General features: G+C 74.1%; 13 protein-coding genes. 5 read left to right on the top strand and 8 right to left on the bottom strand.

Going from position 1 to position 16,566, the window contains the following annotated elements; all coding sequences use genetic code 11:
• Window positions 1-683: 683 nt before the first annotated feature.
• Both ACZ4U1_RS21680 and ACZ4U1_RS21675 read right to left on the bottom strand, forming a co-directional pair.
• Window positions 684-2,168 (bottom strand): hypothetical protein, encoded by a 1,485-nt coding sequence (locus ACZ4U1_RS21680; protein WP_467905250.1) that lies wholly within the window; start codon window positions 2,166-2,168, stop codon window positions 684-686.
• A 142-nt stretch (window positions 2,169-2,310) separates the two neighbouring features.
• Window positions 2,311-2,910, bottom strand: coding sequence for a TetR/AcrR family transcriptional regulator (locus ACZ4U1_RS21675; protein ID WP_467905248.1), 600 nt, complete (start codon window positions 2,908-2,910; stop codon window positions 2,311-2,313).
• 120 nt (window positions 2,911-3,030) lie between these two features.
• On the opposite strand from ACZ4U1_RS21675, the gene ACZ4U1_RS21670 reads away from it, so the two are divergent.
• Both ACZ4U1_RS21670 and ACZ4U1_RS21665 read left to right on the top strand, forming a co-directional pair.
• On the top strand, window positions 3,031-3,177 hold the full coding sequence (locus ACZ4U1_RS21670) for a hypothetical protein (RefSeq protein ID WP_467905246.1): 147 nt from the start codon (window positions 3,031-3,033) through the stop codon (window positions 3,175-3,177).
• A gap of 81 nt (window positions 3,178-3,258) precedes the next feature.
• On the top strand, window positions 3,259-3,909 hold the full coding sequence (locus tag ACZ4U1_RS21665) for a peroxiredoxin-like family protein (protein WP_467905245.1): 651 nt from the start codon (window positions 3,259-3,261) through the stop codon (window positions 3,907-3,909).
• Window positions 3,910-3,928: 19 nt separating this feature from the next.
• On the opposite strand, the gene ACZ4U1_RS21660 is transcribed toward ACZ4U1_RS21665, so the two are convergent.
• The gene (locus tag ACZ4U1_RS21660; RefSeq protein ID WP_467905243.1) at window positions 3,929-5,269 is read right to left on the bottom strand and encodes a M64 family metallopeptidase; all 1,341 of its coding nucleotides are present in this window, start codon (window positions 5,267-5,269) and stop codon (window positions 3,929-3,931) included.
• Between the two features lie 83 nt (window positions 5,270-5,352).
• Window positions 5,353-6,288 (bottom strand): L,D-transpeptidase, encoded by a 936-nt coding sequence (locus ACZ4U1_RS21655; RefSeq protein WP_467905241.1) that lies wholly within the window; start codon window positions 6,286-6,288, stop codon window positions 5,353-5,355.
• A gap of 152 nt (window positions 6,289-6,440) precedes the next feature.
• Here ACZ4U1_RS21655 and ACZ4U1_RS21650 point away from each other — a divergent pair, with 152 nt between their 5' ends.
• Window positions 6,441-6,959 carry a SigE family RNA polymerase sigma factor gene (locus ACZ4U1_RS21650; protein WP_467905240.1) on the top strand — a complete coding sequence of 173 codons (519 nt, stop codon included), beginning with the start codon at window positions 6,441-6,443 and terminating at the stop codon, window positions 6,957-6,959.
• A complete protein-coding gene (locus tag ACZ4U1_RS21645) occupies window positions 6,949-7,629 on the top strand; it encodes a L,D-transpeptidase family protein (RefSeq protein WP_467905238.1) in 681 nt (226 codons plus the stop codon). The genes ACZ4U1_RS21650 and ACZ4U1_RS21645 overlap by 11 nt, the downstream gene beginning before the upstream one ends.
• A 9-nt stretch (window positions 7,630-7,638) precedes the next feature.
• Here the strand turns inward: ACZ4U1_RS21645 and ACZ4U1_RS21640 are convergent, their stop codons facing one another.
• The 3 genes from ACZ4U1_RS21640 to ACZ4U1_RS21630 are packed head-to-tail and all read right to left on the bottom strand — an operon-like array spanning window position 7,639 to window position 13,761.
• A complete protein-coding gene (locus ACZ4U1_RS21640; RefSeq protein ID WP_467905237.1) occupies window positions 7,639-8,286 on the bottom strand; it encodes a hypothetical protein in 648 nt (215 codons plus the stop codon).
• Complete coding sequence (locus tag ACZ4U1_RS21635) at window positions 8,283-8,606, bottom strand: hypothetical protein (protein ID WP_467905235.1); 324 nt, start codon at window positions 8,604-8,606, stop codon at window positions 8,283-8,285. Before ACZ4U1_RS21635 ends, ACZ4U1_RS21640 begins: the two co-directional genes overlap by 4 nt.
• 1 nt (window position 8,607) lies before the next feature.
• Window positions 8,608-13,761 (bottom strand): wHTH domain-containing protein, encoded by a 5,154-nt coding sequence (locus tag ACZ4U1_RS21630; protein WP_467905234.1) that lies wholly within the window; start codon window positions 13,759-13,761, stop codon window positions 8,608-8,610.
• Window positions 13,762-13,938: 177 nt separating this feature from the next.
• Between ACZ4U1_RS21630 and ACZ4U1_RS21625 the strand changes: the two genes are divergently transcribed.
• On the top strand, window positions 13,939-15,396 hold the full coding sequence (locus ACZ4U1_RS21625; protein ID WP_467905233.1) for an FG-GAP-like repeat-containing protein: 1,458 nt from the start codon (window positions 13,939-13,941) through the stop codon (window positions 15,394-15,396).
• A 27-nt stretch (window positions 15,397-15,423) separates the two neighbouring features.
• On the opposite strand, the gene ACZ4U1_RS21620 is transcribed toward ACZ4U1_RS21625, so the two are convergent.
• On the bottom strand, window positions 15,424-16,371 hold the full coding sequence (locus ACZ4U1_RS21620; RefSeq protein ID WP_467905231.1) for an MIP/aquaporin family protein: 948 nt from the start codon (window positions 16,369-16,371) through the stop codon (window positions 15,424-15,426).
• Window positions 16,372-16,566 lie beyond the last annotated feature (195 nt).

Raw genomic sequence — 16,566 nt, 5'->3', positions numbered from 1 at the left:
CGGCCGAGGCCCGCGCGGGCGTCGGTCCCGCCGCCGACCCCCGGCGACCCTGGCGTAAGGCCCGCACAGCGCTCCGCTTCACCACGCCGGCCTGGAGGCGCCGCCCCTCCCGGCCGAGGTCTCCCGGGACGCCCGGTGAAGACGGCCCTCCTCGCCGACATGGGCGTCAACCGGGCCGGTGCCCTGGACGCGGCCCGGCTCCCGGCCGAGGCCCGCGCGGGCGTCGGTCCCGCCGCCGACCCCCGGCGACCCTGGCGTAAGGCCCGCACAGCGCTCCGCTTCACCACGCCGGCCTGGGGGCGCCGCCCCTCCCGGCCGAGGTCTCCCAGGACGCCCTCCGGGACAACCCCGACGTCGGCGCGGTCGTCCGGATCGCCGGCACCCCGAAGGACCTGGAGACCCTGGAGGCCTACCGCGCCACCGGCTCCCTGCTCCGGGCCGCCGACCGTCTCCACCCGCACCACGGCACGGCGGCCCGCCGTCCCGGCCGGCTCGCCGACCCCGCGGGCCCGACCCGGGTCAGGCTCGCGCTGACGGTGTGGCACCCCGCCGCCGACCGTCTCCACCCGCACCACGGCTCGGCGGCCCGCCGTCCCGGCCGGCTCGCCGTCCCCGCGGGCCCGACCCGGGTCAGGCTCGCGCTGACGGTGTGGCACCTCCTGGCCGACTGGGCCGGGTGGGCGTCACGCCGCCAACACGCGTGCGCTGCTTGCCGGTTCGGCGCGCGAGACCTCGGCCCAGGTGCCCCCGCTGTTCAGGCGGCGCAGGACGGGGAGTTCGCGGGGGGCGGGCACCTCGCGGGCGGGGTGGGCGGTGGCGCAGTGCGCGAGGACACGGCTGAGGGCCTGCCGGATCGAGGTGCCCGGCAGATCCACGCAGACACGTTCCTCCGCGTAGGCGCGGACCAGTGCGTGCAGCTGGAACCAGCCGGGTTCGGGTTCCGTCAGCAGATGCGCCGCCGCGAGCGCGTCGAGTTGGTCGCGGACGGTCCGCTCGCCCTCGCCCGCGAGCGCGGCGGCGCCCGCGAGGTCCGTGCGGGGCAGCGGGTGCAGGGCGAGGAGGCGCAGCAGCCGGCGCGCGCCCGTGGTGAGCCGTGCGTCGGAGGCGGCCAGCGCGCCGCGGGCGCCGTCCTCCAGGGCCAGGGTGATCACCGGCTCGCGGTAGTAGTCGTCCAGCGTCCAGCCGGGGTGGTCCCGCATGTGCCGGCCGATCACGGTCAGCGCCAGCGGCAGGTGGCCGAGGTCGGCGGCGATCCGGCGCAGCGCCCCGGTGTCCGCGGTGTCGCGCTCGGCCCCCGCCGTCCGCCGCAGCAGCTCCACCGACGCGGCCGGCGCCAGCGGCGGCACGGACAGGCGCGTGGCTCCGGGCGGGCACAGGGTACGGCGGCTGGTGACGAGGACGCGGCAGCCCGGGTCGCCCGGCAGCAGCGCGCGGATCTGGTCCGCGTCCGCCGCGTCGTCCAGGACGACCAGGGCGCCGGTCCCGGCCAGCAGCTGCCGGTACAGCACGCACCGGGCGTCGACTCCGTGCGGGACGCGGTCCCCGGCGACCCCGAGCAGCCGCAGGAACGTCTCCAGCACCGCGGCCGGGTCGGCGGCCGGGCTGTTCGGGGCGTGTCCACGGAGGTTGGCGAAGAGGACGGGGGCGCCGGCCGGCCGCCGGGCGTGCAGCCGGCGGGCCACGTGCAGGGCGAGCGAGGTCTTGCCGACCCCCGCGGGCCCGTCCAGCACCACCACGCCCGCCGGGCCGTCCGCCCGCAGCGCCGCCGCGGTGGCGGCCGCCGGCCGGGAGCGGCCGAGGAACACGGCCGGTGCGGCGGGCAGCCGGTCCCAGGCGCTGACCCGGGCGGCCGCCTCGGCCTCGCCGAGGACCGTGCGCAGCGCCTGCCGCCACACCGAGACGGCGGCCTCCTCACCGCAGACGAGGGCGCGGACGACGGCCAGTAAGAGGTCGGAGTTGGGGCGCCGGCGGCCCAGCTGGAAGCAGTTGCCGACGGTCGAGCGGGCGGGCCACTCGTTGCGCGGCCGGCCGGCCCGCTGCCAGTCCCGGTGGACTCGGCGGGTGATCTCGGTGATCGACGGATTGCCGGCCCACGCCTTCAACAGCCGCAGCTGCGCGATGAACTCGTCCATCGTGCGGGCTTCTCCCGGGTCCAGTACCTGCGGCACGAACATCCTCCCCCATGGGACACCTGGCCACGATCAACTTGGAACGGTCGTTTCAAGTTAGAGGACAGGGGGTCTCGGCTGTCAAGCGGTACCCGAGTGCTGGACGTCCCCGCCGGAGAGTTCCGGACGCTCCGTCAGAGTGTCACGCGGCCGCCGGCCGGCCGAGGGAGTCCAGCGCGGCGGTCACGGTGCCGCACAGGGCCCGCGCGTCGGCGCCGGCGCGGGAGCGCAGGTTCACGCCGTAGGCGAGCAGGGCCAGCAGGTCGGCCGCGGCGGCCGGGTCGGCACCGGGGGCCAGTTGCTCGTGCGCCTCGGCCGTGACGAGCGCCGCGTACAGCGCGTCCCGCAGCTCCTGGTGGTGCCGGTCGAGGACGGCACGGACCTCGGGGTCGCCGTTCTCGGCGCCCGCGTGGGCATTGGAGACCATGCAGCCCCAGCGGGCGTACTCGCCCGAACAGCGCGCCTTGATCAGGCCGTCGAAGAACTCCGCCACGGCGGGCAGTCCGCGGCCGTCCTCCGCGAGCCGGCGGAACATCGGCTGGGACCGCAGCTCCAGATAGCGGCGCAGCGCGGCCAGGTACAGCTCCTGCTTGCCGCCGAACGTGGCGTACAGGCTGGAGCGGTTGAGGCCGGTCGCGGTCACGATGTCCTGGATCCCGGTCGTGGCCACGCCCTGCTTCCAGAACAGCCGCACCACCGTGTCCAGGGCCGCGTCCGGATCGAAGTGCTTGATGTCCGGCATGTCCCACCCGCCATCTTGAAATCCTGATTCCAAGATACTCGGCGGACCCCGCGCGGCAAAGGCGTCCAGGTTCGTCCACGATGCGCCGCCGCGGACGGCCCCCGGCGCGATGCTGCGGCCATGACACACATACCCCCGCTGTGGCGGGCCGCCTACGGCCCGCAGGCACCCCCGGCCCTGCGCCTGCTCGCACGCACGGCGGTCCGCCTGCGCGACTTCGTGCGCGCGCTCGCCCTGGCGGACCACCGCCCGTTCACGACCCTCTGAAGACCAGGGCGCGCACCGCCTGGCGCCGGGCACGTCCCGCCGTTATCTTGGAACGAACGTTTCAAGTACCGGAGGTCCGTCATGACCAGCCTCAACGCCGAACTACGCACCTTCTACGAAGCCCGCCAGCAGCAGATCCCCGCCGATGTACGGGAGATCATGCAGCGGGCGGGCCGCGAACTCGCCGACTCCGGGCAGGCCGGCCGCGCCCTCGCCGTCGGCGACCGCGCCCCCGGCTTCCGCCTGCCCTCCGCGTCCGGCCGTACGGTGACCCTGGAGGAGCTGCTCGCCCAGGGCCCGGTCGTGCTGACCTTCTACCGCGGCGCCTGGTGCCCGTACTGCAACATCGCGCTGCGCGCCCTCCAGCAGCACCACGACGCGATCACCGCCCGGGGCGCCCGCCTCGTCGCCGTGTCCCCGCAGATCCCCGACGAGTCCCTCGGCCTCACCGAGAAACACGGTCTCGCCTTCGAGGTGCTCAGCGACATCGGCTCCGACACCGCCAAGCAGTACGGTCTCGCCTTCGACCTCCCCGACGACCTCGCCGCCGTCTACGACCGGCTCGGCTTCGACCTCCAGCGCGTCAACGGCGGCCACCCGCGCACCCTGCCGCTGCCGGCCACCTACGTCATCGACCGGGACGGCACCATCCGCTGGGCCTTCGTGGACACCGACTACACCGCCCGCGCCGAGCCCGCCGACATCCTCGCGGCCCTCGACGCGCTGAACTGACCACGCCGCGCAGGGGAGTTCACCGTACGGCCCAGGTGAGGGAGTTGGCCGCGCGGGCGCGCACCGCCGGGTCCCGCAGGGCCGCCGTACGGTCGGTCACGGTCGCGGTGACCCGGTGCCCGTGGCCGCGGACGCCCAGCGCGCGCGGGGTCACCGAGCGCAGCCCGGTCGCCCACGGGACGGTCCTGCCGTCGACGGACCAGGTGAGGCGCAGGTCGGCGAGGCCGGTCAGCGGGGCGAGGCGCACCGTGAGCGGCCGGCCCGCACGCACCGGCTCGGCGGTCGGTACGGGCGAGGTCAGCGCGTCCGCGTCGGCGTAGAAGCCGGCGATCATCGCCTCGCGTCCGACGACGTTGAACTCGGTCGAGGCCAGGGCGCGCATGAGGGACGTGTCGGTCGGGCGGTGGATGCCGGTCTCGTAGTAGCCGCCGCCCTCGTACGTCCCGACGACCGAGCCGGTCGGGTCCTGGACCCCGGCCCAGCGGGCCCACTTCGCCTCGGCCGGGTCGCGGGCGAGGGTGAGGTTGGCCGCGGCGGGCTCCTCGGCCCAGGGGTAGGCGCCGTAGCCCGGGTACTGGTACTCGTCGGCCAACCCGCCTATGGAATGGCCGAGTTCATGGGCGCCTATGAGGTACGACCGGTCGTTGCCGGAGGACATCGTCGCCACGCCGTGGAAGGGGGAGCCCGGCGGCAGGTCGGGGGCGGAGTAGCCGGCGCCGCCGTACTTGGCGGAGTGGGCGACGACGAACACGATGTCGGCGTCCGGGGCCAGGGCGGCGTACCGCGTGACCGCGCCGGTGTCGACGCACAGCAGCCGTTCGATGCCGTCGCAGAAGAAGGAGGCGCCGAGCGCGGTCCTCCTCACCACATCGGCCGTCGGGTCACCGGAGACACCGGACTCGGGAGAGACGGCGTCGACCAGCCAGATGTTGAACAGGCCGCGGTAGCTCCGGTACGGCTCGATACGGAAGATGGCGTCCAGTTTCTCCTCGGCGTCCGCCGCGAACTCGCCCTGCTCGTCGGCGGTGTAGCCGTCGCCCGTCACCACCAGGTCGAGCCGCCCGGACACCGGGCCGGTCCGCTGGAGCGCCCGCACCGCCGTGCCGGTGCGGGCCGGGCCCGGCGCGCGGCCGGCGGTCCCGGCGGCCGGTGCGTCCGCCGGGACGGTCACCCGGCGGGGCTCGGCCCCGGGGCCCGGGAAGTACTCGACGCGCTGGGACCGCTCCGGCGGGGCGGCCGCCTCGGCAGGCCCCGGGACGGCCCCGCCGGCCCACGCCGCCACGACGGCGAGGGCGAGGGCGGCGGTGCTGGTCCAACGGCTGTGCGGTCTTGCGCGGTACGGCACGGCGACCTCGCTCAAGTGTCTGGTTAAACGCACTTAACAGCGCGCTTAACTTAGGAGCGGGTACGCCAAGTGGCAAGAGTTGAAGCCGAGTTGACGGACTATGACTTCGACGCGCTGCGGGCCAGCCACTGGGACCAGGAGAGGTTCCAGTCGCCGTAGCCGTTGCCGGCCTCCACCGTCTCCAGGGAGCCGGTGACGCGGATGACGTCGCCGGGGATGACCCGCTGGTAGAAGCGTTCGGCGGTGCCGTCGGTGGCGAGGCCGACGCAGCCGTGGGTGACGTTGGACCGGCCGGCGTAGCTGTCGGCGTTGGGGTTCTGGTGGACGTAGGTGCCGGACGTGGTGACGTGCACCGCCCAGGCGTAGTAGCCGTGGTAGGCGTCGCCGAGGCCGACGGTCCGTGAGTCCATGTAGACCTTCGGCTGCTTGTCCATCACCACCATCGTCCCGTTCCAGGTGTCCAGGCCGGGCCGGCCGGCGGTGACCGGGATCCGGGAGACGGGCTTGCCGTCCTCGGTGACGGTCATGGTGTGGCGGCGCACGTCGACGGTCGCGGTCAGCGAACGGCCGATGGCGAAGTGCCGTACGGCGTGGGTGCCGACGCGCAGGGTGACACGGGTGCCGGGCTTCCAGTAGGCGGGCGGACGGTAGTCGACGCGCTGGCCGTCGAGCAGGTTGCGGTCCTTCACCCAGCTCCAGGCACCGGAGACGGCGGGCTCGGTGCCGACGGTGAGCCAGTGCTCGACCGCCGCCCGCTGTGCGGGCGGGACCGGGTGCGGGAAGGTCACGGATATCGGCATGCCGACGCCGACGGTGGCGCCCTCGCCGACGTTGACCCTGGCCCCGGCGAGCGGGGCCGGCTCGGGCACGGCGGGCGTGGTGCGGCTGGGCTCGGCGGGCGGGTGCGGGGTGACCGCACGGGTCGGCTCGGCGGTGGCCGCGCAGCCGGTCGCGGTGAGGACGAGCGCGCAGGCAGCGGTGAGGGCGCCGAGGACGGTGCGCGTGCGGCGGCTTGGGCAGTGGTGCGTGGACACGGAAGTTCCCCCCTGATGTGTGCGGACATGGTCTGTACGCACGGCGCGGGGCGCGGGTTGCATCCGGCTCGGGGGGAATTGCCGGCGCCCGGCCGCCCGGCCCGAACCGCCCCGTAGGATCGCTTCTCCGCGACGGGGACACGGGGGGACCGATGACGGAGGAGGAGTTCGACGCCTTCTACGCGGCTGCCTTCCCCCGCCTGGTCGGGCAGTTGTACGCCTTCACCGGCGACCACGCCGAGGCACAGGACGTGGTGCAGGAGGCCTTCGTGCGGGCCTGGGACCGGCGTGCGTCCTTCGACGCGGCCGAGGCGCCGGAGGCGTGGATCCGCACGGTCGCCACCCGGCTCGCGGTCAGCCGCTTCCGGCGGGCCCGGCGCTGGCTGGAACTCGTCCGCGGGGACACCCCGCCGGAGCAGACCCCGGGACCGGGCCCCGAACACGTCGCGCTGGTCGCCGCCCTGCGCGAACTGCCCCCCGCCCAGCGGCTGGCCGTCGTCCTCTACCACGTGTGCGACCTGAGCGTGGATCAGATCGCCGCGGAGACCGGCTCCCCCGTCGGGACGGTCAAGGCCCGGCTGGCCCGGGGCCGCGCCGCGCTCGCCCGCCATCTGTCGCCCGAGGAGGCTGAGACCATGACCGGGACGAAGGAGGCCACGCATGCCTCATGACCCGTCGGGCCCGGCCGCGCCCGAGGACGCCACCGAACGGCTCACGGACGCGCTGCGCGAGGTCGCCGTACACGGCCGGCGATCCGCACCCGGCTCCGGTGCCGCCGTACGCCGCCGGGCCGTGCTGCGCCGCCGAACCCGCCGGGCCGGGCTGGTGTCGGCCGGACTCGTCGTCGCGGGCACCGCCGTCCTCGCCGCCACGGCCCTGCTGGACCCCGCCGACCGGCCGGCACCCCCGCCCGCCGCGACCGCCTCCACCACTGCTCCGGCACCGACCCTGTCCCCCGACGACGACTCCCCCGTCCGCGACATCCGGATCGACCTGACCACCCTCGAACTCCGGGCGGGAGGACGGACGTTCCCCGTCTCCGCGCCCGGCATGAACCAGCCGTTCCGCGGCGACGCGGTCGCCCGGGTCACCGAGCGCCTCCGGCACGCCCGGTTCAGCGCCTCGCCGACCGGCGAGATCGAGCAGCACGACTGGGTGCTGGCCTTCCTCGGCCCCGGGCAGCAGCCGCACTACCTCTACGGCACCGGGAACACGGTCGACGTCCCCGGGCGCCGCGCGTCCACGCTGAGCCTGGTCGGCCTGCGCACCGCCGACGCCCGCTGGCTGTACGAGCACACGGTCGTCGGCGCCAAGGTCACCATCACCGGCGCCGGGACGTAAGAGGCCGGATCAGCACTTGTCGGCGGGGGCCACGCTCACCGCGTCGCGCTGCCAGCCGAGGTGCCGGACCGTCTCCGTCTCCTTCCCCTTGCCGCCGGCCGCGGCCTTGACCTTGACCGTGACGCCGCTGCCGTCGGCCGCGAGAAGCTCCCCGCACAGCGTCTCCGTCCTGGTCTGCACCCGGACCGTCTGCGCCGGCTCGCTCGGCGCCGGGGCCACCCAGGTGATCAGGACGCCGGTCGCGGTGGCCACCACGCCGGCCACGGTCGCCCAGCGGGTGATGCCGATCCGCGACGCGATCCGCTCCCGCTCCCGCTCCTCCCAGTCCAGCAGCTTCGCGGCGTGCGGGTACTTCAGCACGTCACCGGGCCGGCCGTGGGCGGCCGACACGGCGACGAAGGCGGCGACGAGCAGCAGGACCAGCCCGAGCGCCACCAGCACGACGACCGCGAGCCGGTAGCCGCCGGGGAGTTCGGCGACGTTCTCGCGGCCCTTGAGGACCAGCACCGCGGCCAGCAGTCCCGAGGCGATGGTGAGGAAGTTCCGCCAGCCCTCCGCCTGCGCCCGCCCGATCTCCAGCTGGGCCTCGATCATCGCGTCCAGCCGCTGCTGGGCGCTCTCCAGTTCCTCGGGCAGGTACCCCCCGGGCGGCGTCACGAACCGGCGCCCGGCTGCCGGACCGCCACCCACTTGGCACCGCAGCCACCGGTCTCCTGGGTGTCCCCGGGGTGTGGCCGGCGGCACCGGCACCGCATGTACACCTCGCGCGGTACCTCCTCGTCCTCCGGCGAGGCGCCGGAGCCCCCGCCCTTGGTCACCGCGCCGGGCGTGATGCGCGTCGGGACCGGGTGCCGGGTCTCGCCGGAACAGGCCGGGCACAGACCGGTGATGACCAGCCGGCCGCTGGAGAAGTCCCAGACGAACCCCGTCTGGTCCGGCAGGTACGTGGATTCGTAGTCCTTGGGGTCGTGGGGCACCTCAGGTCCTCTCGTGCGGCGGCAGACGGAAGCCGAACAGGGGCGCGTAGTCGGCGAGGCGCGCACGGACGTCGGCGACGCTCAGTTCCGTCTCCTCGGCGGCCAGCTCGATCTGCTCCTCGGAGACGTCCCCGGACAGCGCCGGTTCCCGTCCGGTGAGCCGGACCGTGAGCAGCACGACGTCCCGCCAGTCGGGGACCCGGTCACAGCCGGGCTCGGGGTACGGGATGTCCAGCCCGATCCTGGTGAACGGCCCGAGCCGGCGGTACGTGTCCCGCAGCCCCTCACCGAGCCGCCCGGCCGTCACCACCAGGGCGAGCGGCGTCAGCGTCCAGGAGTCCTCCAGGCAGGGCTGGAAGAGCGCGTGTTCGGCGGCCAGGTCCCGCTCCAGGGGCTCCGCCGGCCGTACGAAGTCCGGGGCCACCGGCACCGTAGGGGCGCCCAGGGACCGGTAGGCGTTCAGCTCGGCGGCAGCGGTGGCGAGGTCGACACCTTCATTGTCGGCGTAGTTGACGAGGTCGTGCAGCGATATGCGCTCGCGCCACCGTGTGCGGTTGCACAGCGCGGTACGCAGGGTGCGGGTCGGTTTCAGCCGGGTCACGTCCTCGGGGACCTCGGGCACGTCGAAGCCGTAGGCGGCCAGATGCTTGCACACACCCTCGGCGGTGGAGCCGAGGCTCTCCCCGACAGCCGCAGCCATCACCACCAGAGAGGACGGCGTCAGCCGGGCGTCCCGTCCGACGCTCGTCGTCAAGGCGAACGGACTGCGCCGACCGTTGCCCGGCAGGACCGTCTTCCACCGGCTCCGCTGCCGGGCGGACCGGGGCTCGGACAGCCAGGCGCGGGCCACGTCGACCGCCCGGCGCTCGACCAGGCCCGCCTCCGCCAGCACCTCGACCGCGGCGACGTTCCGCTGCCGGGCAGTGTGGTCCTCCGGGTCGTCCATGGCCCCCAGCACCGCCCAGGCCGAGATCAGCCGCTTCCCGCTCCGGCCCGCGTCCGCTGCCTCCACCGGAAGCCGTGCGCACCACAGGGGCGGCAGGAGAGAGCCGAGCGGCCCCGGATCCACGACCTCGACGCCCAGCGGGCCCGCCCATGCGGCCAGCCAGCTCGCGGTGGCTCCCACGGTCGCCTCGCGCCGGGCAGCCAGCCGGACCAAGTGCCGCAGGCCGATCGGCTCCGGGGTGAGGAAGGGCGGCTGCGCGTCCAGGTCCCGGCTGAGCGCGGCGAGCTGCGGCTCGTCCAGCGGGTACGGCAGATCCGGTCCGGTGAGCCGATAACCGAGAGGTTCGAAGCGGCGCACGACCGCTTCGATCTCCGCCGGCGGGATCCCCAACCGGCGCGCCCGCCAGGCGACGTCCACCGGCCGCACGAGCCCCGCGAGCGGGCCGGCGCTGACGGCGGCGAACGGTATCGCGTCCGGTGCGTCCTTCAGCAGTACGCGCTGTTCCCGCGCGTCCACGCGGTGGGCCGCGAATCCCTTGAGATCCGGCGGCGCGGGAATCGACGGATCGAGGTCCGACAGCTGGGCGAACAGCTCCGCCAGGGTTCCGAGACTCACCTTCTCGCGGGCCGACACGCGCACCATCGCCTGTCGCACCGCGTAGTGCCCGGCCTGGTCCGCGTCCCAGGGGCCCCGGCCGAGCGCGTCCTGGAACTCCCCGTACAGAGTGGTCGCCAGCCGGCTCGGCACGACGTCCGGCAGGGAGCGGATGTCCGCGACGTAGGGGACCTGCACCCCCACCATGGCGTAGCGGCGCAGCTTGCGGAGCACTTCCCGCAGCGGGCGCCCGGTGTCCGCCGCGGCACTCAGCGGTGTCCCGAAGGATGCGACCGGCCAGCCGCGGAGCAGCACCGCGTCGAGGGGCTCCGGCCGGGGGAAGCCGGCCTGCGTGGTGACGGGCTCCGACTGCCGCCGGCCCAGCACGCCGGACCGCCAGGCCTCGAAGAAGCGCAGGTCGGCGTTTGTCGCCTGGAACTCGTCCTTGAGGATGTCGGCGTCCACGGGCAGACAACCGACGTCGCGCAGCGGGAGGTCGCGCCGCTCCTGGGTCCACTCCTCGCGCCCCGAGAACGGCACCCAGACGGGCACGTCGTGCGCCATCAGCCGGCCGAGGACCTCCTGCGCGAGCGGGGGCTGGGCCTCGGCGAACTGCCACAGCCACTCCAGCGGAAACGGCCGCCACGCCCGGCGGACCAGCGCTGGGACAGCTGCCTTCAGATCCTCCTCGACGGCGCGCTCGTCGTACCGGAGGAAGCGGTTGCGGTCGACGCTCAGCTCCGGCCGGTGCCTGCCCCGCAGGTTCACCACATACCCCTCCGGGCGCTCGGCCTGTGAGACCAGCAGCCCGTCCGCGAGCCGCATACCCGTGCCCTGCACCCACCAGACGCCCTCGGTGGCCTCGATGCGCGCACTCGGCAGCGAGGAGTCGCCGTACAGCTCGCCCGGTTGCCACACCGCCGGGTCGCCGTCGTTCTCCCGGGCGACCACCTCCACGGGGCTGCACCACAGGAACTCGCGCAACGCCTGGATCAGGGACGGGGGTTGCTCGTCCGTCTCGGGGTCGTCGTGCAGATACAGCCGGACCCGGGTGCCGCCGCGCGGCAGTGCCCGCTGCTCCCGGCTCAGGTGCATCAGTCCGGAGCCGGCGGTGACGGTGGCCCGGTGGCCCTCGCCGGGAAGGTGACCGGAGACGTCGACCGCCCGGGTGGTCACCTCGACCTCCTCGGCCAGCATGAAGTAGCTGAAGACGCCGATGCCGAACCGGCTGTTGAGTTCCGTGGTGATGCCGCGGCGGCGCCACCGGCGCATCTCCCGCATGCGGGCCGAGGACTGCTCGGAGCGCCGGCCGGCCTGGGCGAAGAGGTCCCTCAGCTCCTCCGCCGTCATCCCGACGCCGTCGTCCTCGCACTCGATGTAGGTGCGGCCCGCCGGGTCGGTGCCCTGGGTGAACAGGATGCGGCAGTCGGCGAGCTGCTCCCGCTCGGTCTGCCCGGCGGGCTGCCGGGTGTGCTCCGCGTACCGGCGGCGGGCCTGGCGCACCCGGCAGGCGTCGAGGGCGTTCTGGTACAGCTCGCGCACCGCCAGCATCCGGTCCCCGTACAGCTGGGTGCCCATGATGAGCGGCTTCACCTCGTCCTCGGCCAGCCGGAACCGGGGCGGCGGCTTGTCGAAGCCGTGGTTCCGGGGCAGGAGCCCCTCGGTCTTGACCATCTGGGGCAGGCCGAAGAGGAGGTCGCCGGAGCGCGGGCCCCCGAGGCCGCGCCGGGTCGCCGCCGACTCCGCGGCGATACGGGCGGCGAGCCGCTCCAACGCCGTGAACAGGGCGGCGCTGCTGCACTTGAACACCAGCCGCCAGTAGCTGCCCGCGGCGCGGCCGGGCGGGCCCGCCGGTTCGGTCCCGTCGGGTGCGGGGGCGTGGGTGACGGGGAGGAAACCGCCGTTCGCGGCGATCTCGCCGATGATGCCCTTCGGCCGGACCTGGGTGGGCTCGCGCGGGCCGAGGTGGTCGATGAGTACACCGTCGAGCATGCGCGGGTCGATGGCGAGCAGCCCGGCGAGGTGCAGCAGGGTGGCCAGTTCGCGCGGGCGCCAGCTCCACCGCTCGGGTTCCCCGCACAGGTAGGCGCACAGCCCGAGTTCGGTGTCCCAGGCCGTGCCGTCGGGCGCGACGGAGTCGGCCGGGGTGCCGGTGCCCAGCTGGGAGACGACCTTGACGACGGCATGGCGCAGCTCGCCCCGCTCGTCCGGGCCCGGGGTGAGGCCGGCGGCGCTCTCCGCCGCCCGCACCAGCAGGTCGACCGCGGCGCGCAGGCTGTCCAGCTCGGCGTCCATGCGCCCCTGCTCCCACAGCAGGTCCCAGTCGGCGAGGAAGCGGTGCCGCAGCCAGTACTCGGCGCCGGCGGCGTCCTCCTTCTCCCCGCGGCGCAGCAGCGTCCGGCGGGTCGCCTCGATCTGCCGGTGGGCGCGCCGTACGTCCTCCATGTCACGTTCGAGATGGGCGGCGAAGCTGTCCTCGTCCCGGGGGGTGTCGTCGGGTGCGTCGTCGTAGAGGGTGCGCAGCGCGGCCAGGCCGCAGGAGAGCGCGGCCTCCCGCAGGAACGGCGCCCCCAGCAGCACGACGGTCTCGATGAGGCTCAGCCGTGCGCCGGAGGCGTCCACGAGCTGGTCGAGCCGTTCGATCAGCCGCTGCGGGACCTGCGGGTCGTCCCACGGGTCGGACTCGGGGTCCCGTTGCCTGCGGATGGCCACGGTCTTCTTCACGACCTCGGCCACGTGCTCCTTGGCCTTGGCGCGCTGGACCGGCGTGCCGTCGGTGCGTTCCCACAGGTTCGAGCGGAGGACGGCGTCCGTCCAGGGGCCGGCGGACGGGACCGCCTCGCACAGCGGTACGTCGGCGTGGGTGCCGCCCGTGGGGTCACCGCCCAGCCACCGGTGGACGGCCCTGGGCGGTCTGCTGTACGTGTAGTTGGCCGCGATCTCCTCCGCGCGCTGCTCCACGCGCTGGATGACCTGACGGAACGTACGCGCCGAGGACTCCGGGGCCAGGGTCTCGCTCAGCGCCATGGCCAGGACGCTGCCCGCGTCGGCGTGACCCAGGGCCTCCTCGCCGGGGGCGCAGGCGCTCAGTACGACGACGTTGTCCCAGGCGCGGCTGACCTTCTTCATCGCCTCGAAGGTCGCCGGCGGGGTGTCCCCGCTGCTCCGGCAGGCGTCGAAGCAGAGCATCACCGTGGCGCCGGCGCGCAGGGGCGCGAGCAGGTCGTCGGGCACGATCTCGATGAGCCCGTGCGGGCTCAGGGTGCGCTCGCCGGCCCCCCAGCGCGCGCGGACGTCACTGGGCAGGAGGTAGTCGGTCTCGCCGAACCGGACGCCGTGGCCGGAGAAGTAGACGAGGCCCACGTCGCCGTCCTCGCAGGAGTCGAGGAACCGGCCCAGCGCGTCGTAGATGGCGCCCTCGCGGGTCGTCTCCTCCTCGTCCAGCACGGTCACGTGCTCCGGCAGATAGCCGCTGCGCAGCAGGGCGGTGCGCAGGGTCGCGACGTCCTTCGTGGTGAAGGGCAGGCTCGGGAAGTCCTCCCTCAGCTTCTCCACGTCCAGCTGCGGATACGCGGACACCGCGATCAGCAGAGCCCGCCGTCGCCCGGCGCCCATCGTGCTCGTACTCCCCTCGCTCCGGGCCGACTTGACGGTCCGCCACGGCACGGAGCGCGATTATCGCAGAGGAGCGAGTCCGCCGGGCCAAAGTCCTCCTGAGTCGCCTACAACCCTTGCGCACCGCCGGTTGTCTCCTCTTCGGCCCCATCCGACCGTTCCCCGGGAGATCCGGACGTGAAGCACTCCCTGCGGGCAGGCACCGCCCTCGCCGCCCTGCTCCTCGCCGGCCTGACGCCGCCGCTCCTGTCCGGCACCGCCGCCGCGGCCCCCTCCGGGCTGCCCGGCGACTTCAACGGCGACGGCTACCGGGACATGGCCGTCGCGGCCCCCGCGGCCACCGTGAGCGGAAAGTCGTGGGCCGGCCAGGTGGCCGTGGTCTACGGCACCGCGTCCGGCCTGAACCCCGCCAAGCGCCAGCTGATCAGCCAGCACACCGCGGGCATCCCCGGCGACGCGGAGAAGGACGACGAGTTCGGCGGCACGATCGCCGCCGCCGACCTCAACCGCGACGGCTACAGCGACCTGGTCGTCGGGGCCCCGGAGGAGAAGTCGGGCAGCGCCGAGGACGCGGGCACGGTCGTCATCGTCTGGGGTTCGAAGAACGGCCTGTCGGGCGGTACGACGGTGAAGAACCCGCAGACCCTCTACGGCAGCTACTTCGGCACGAGCATCGCGGCGGCCGACTTCACCGGTGACGGCAAGCCGGACCTGGCGATCTCCGCGCAGAGCGACACGGGCACCTCCAGCTGGCGGATCCGGCTGATCCGCGGCCCGTTCACCAAGTCGGGGGCGACGGGCCGGGTCTCCTCCTACACGCCGGGCCCCGACCGGCCGCAGCTCACCGCGGGCCGGGTCAGCGGCGACACCAAGGCCGACCTGGTGGTCACCGGGCAGAAGCCGAACGGCGAACACCTCGCCACGGCCGTCTACTACAAGGGCACCCCCGACGGCATCAGCAAGGCGGCGAGCCTGCGCACCGCCGGGACGGCCGCGATCGGCGACCTGGACAAGGACGGCTTCGGCGACATCGTCCTCGGCAACCCGATGGACCCGGACCGTGATCCGTCCGGCTCCACCGGCGGCAAGATCCACGTCGTCTACGGCACCTCGTCCGGCCCGAGCGCCACCCGTCGCGTCTCCCTCACCCAGAACACGGCCGGGGTGCCCGACTCCGCCGAGGCGGGGGACGATTTCGGCGAGGCGCTGGCCATCGGCGACTTCGACAAGGACGGCTACGGGGACCTCGCGGTCGGCGCGCCCGGCGAGGGCTTCGGCGACGACACCCACTCCCTGGGGGCCGCCGGCGCGATCACCCTGCTGCGCGGATCGGCGTCCGGGCCGACCACCACGCGCGCGGTGTTCCTGACCCAGGACAGCCCCGGCGTGCCGGGTGCCGTGGAGGGGGCCGACGGCTTCGGCCAGACCCTGCTCGCCTCCGACGTCAACCGCGACGGCCGGGCGGACCTGACGGCCGTCGCCGGCAACGAGAACGACCCCGAGGGCGCCCTCTGGCACCTGCCCGGCGCCGCCGGCACGCTGTACTCCACGACCGCGTCCACCACGTTCGGCCCCACGAAGGTGGGTCTGCCGGCGGGCACGTACACGGCGTTCGGGTACCACCTGGCGGGCTAGGGCCTGTCCGACCAGCCCTTGAGGGGTCTACTCCTCGTCGGAGGTCCGCACCGGAGTGGTGCGGCCGGGCTCGGGCAGCTCGGCCAGTTCCGCGCGGACGAGCAGGACGTCGCCGATGAAGAGGTCGTAGACCAGGATCCCGATCGCACCGCCGATCAGCGGCCCGACGATCGGGATCCACCAATAGGCGCTGAAGGAGCCGGCGACGCTTCCCGGGAACGCCAGGCCGTCCCAGCCCGCCGCGAAGGTGAACAGGCGCGGACCGAAGTCGCGGGCCGGGTTGATGGCGTAGCCGGCGTTGGCGCCGTAGGACATGCCGATGGCGGCGACGACGAAGCCCACGACCAGCGGCCCGAGGTTGGCCTTCACGGCCTGGTTGCGCAGGTCGATGACGGCGGCGATCAGCATGAGCAGGAAGGCCGTGCCGACGATCTGGTCGATCAGCGGTCCCCAGATGCCGCCGTGGAAGTACGCAGCGGGGAAGGTCGCGAAGATCGAGAAGGTGGCGTTGGTGTGCCCGTTCACCTTGGGTCCCGGTGCGGCCTGGTCGTAGGCGTTGATCGCGTTGTGGTAGACGAGGTAGACCAGGGCGGCGCCGGTGAGGGCGCCGACGACCTGCGCGAACCAGTACGGCAGGACCTTGGCCCAGGAGAAGCCGCGGCGGATGGCCATCGCCAGGGTCACCGCCGGGTTGAGGTGGGCGCCGCTGACGCCGCCGGCGACGTAGACGCCGAACACGACGGCCAGGGCCCAGCCCCAGGTGATGAGCAGCCAGTCGCCGGCCGCGAGGAAGATCGTGGTGGGGGTCGCCGCGCGGCCCGAACCGGGCAGCGCGGCGACCGCCATCGCGACGACACCGCAGCCGAAGGAGATGAGCACGAAGGTTCCGAGGAACTCCGCCAGGCACTCGCCCAGCAGTCCGCCCCGGCTTCGGAGACGGGACGGTTTGACGAGCGCAGGGATGTCCACAGCCATGGAGGCCCCCTCTGAAGAGAGCAATGCGGCCAATGTCACCATATTGGCTCACAAATCCACTCCTCGCAGGGCGGCCGTCCCCCACCACCGCTCAGCCCTGCACGGGCAGCCCCGGATGCGTGGCGAGGTGGACCAGGTACGCGACCGCGGCGGCCGTGCCGATCAGCGACCGCACACCACCGGCCAGCAGCCGAC

Source organism: Streptomyces sp. NPDC028928 (genome assembly GCF_055564915.1).
Note: the sequence above shows the minus strand (reverse complement) of the source record. Positions and strands in the feature narration are given on the sequence as shown.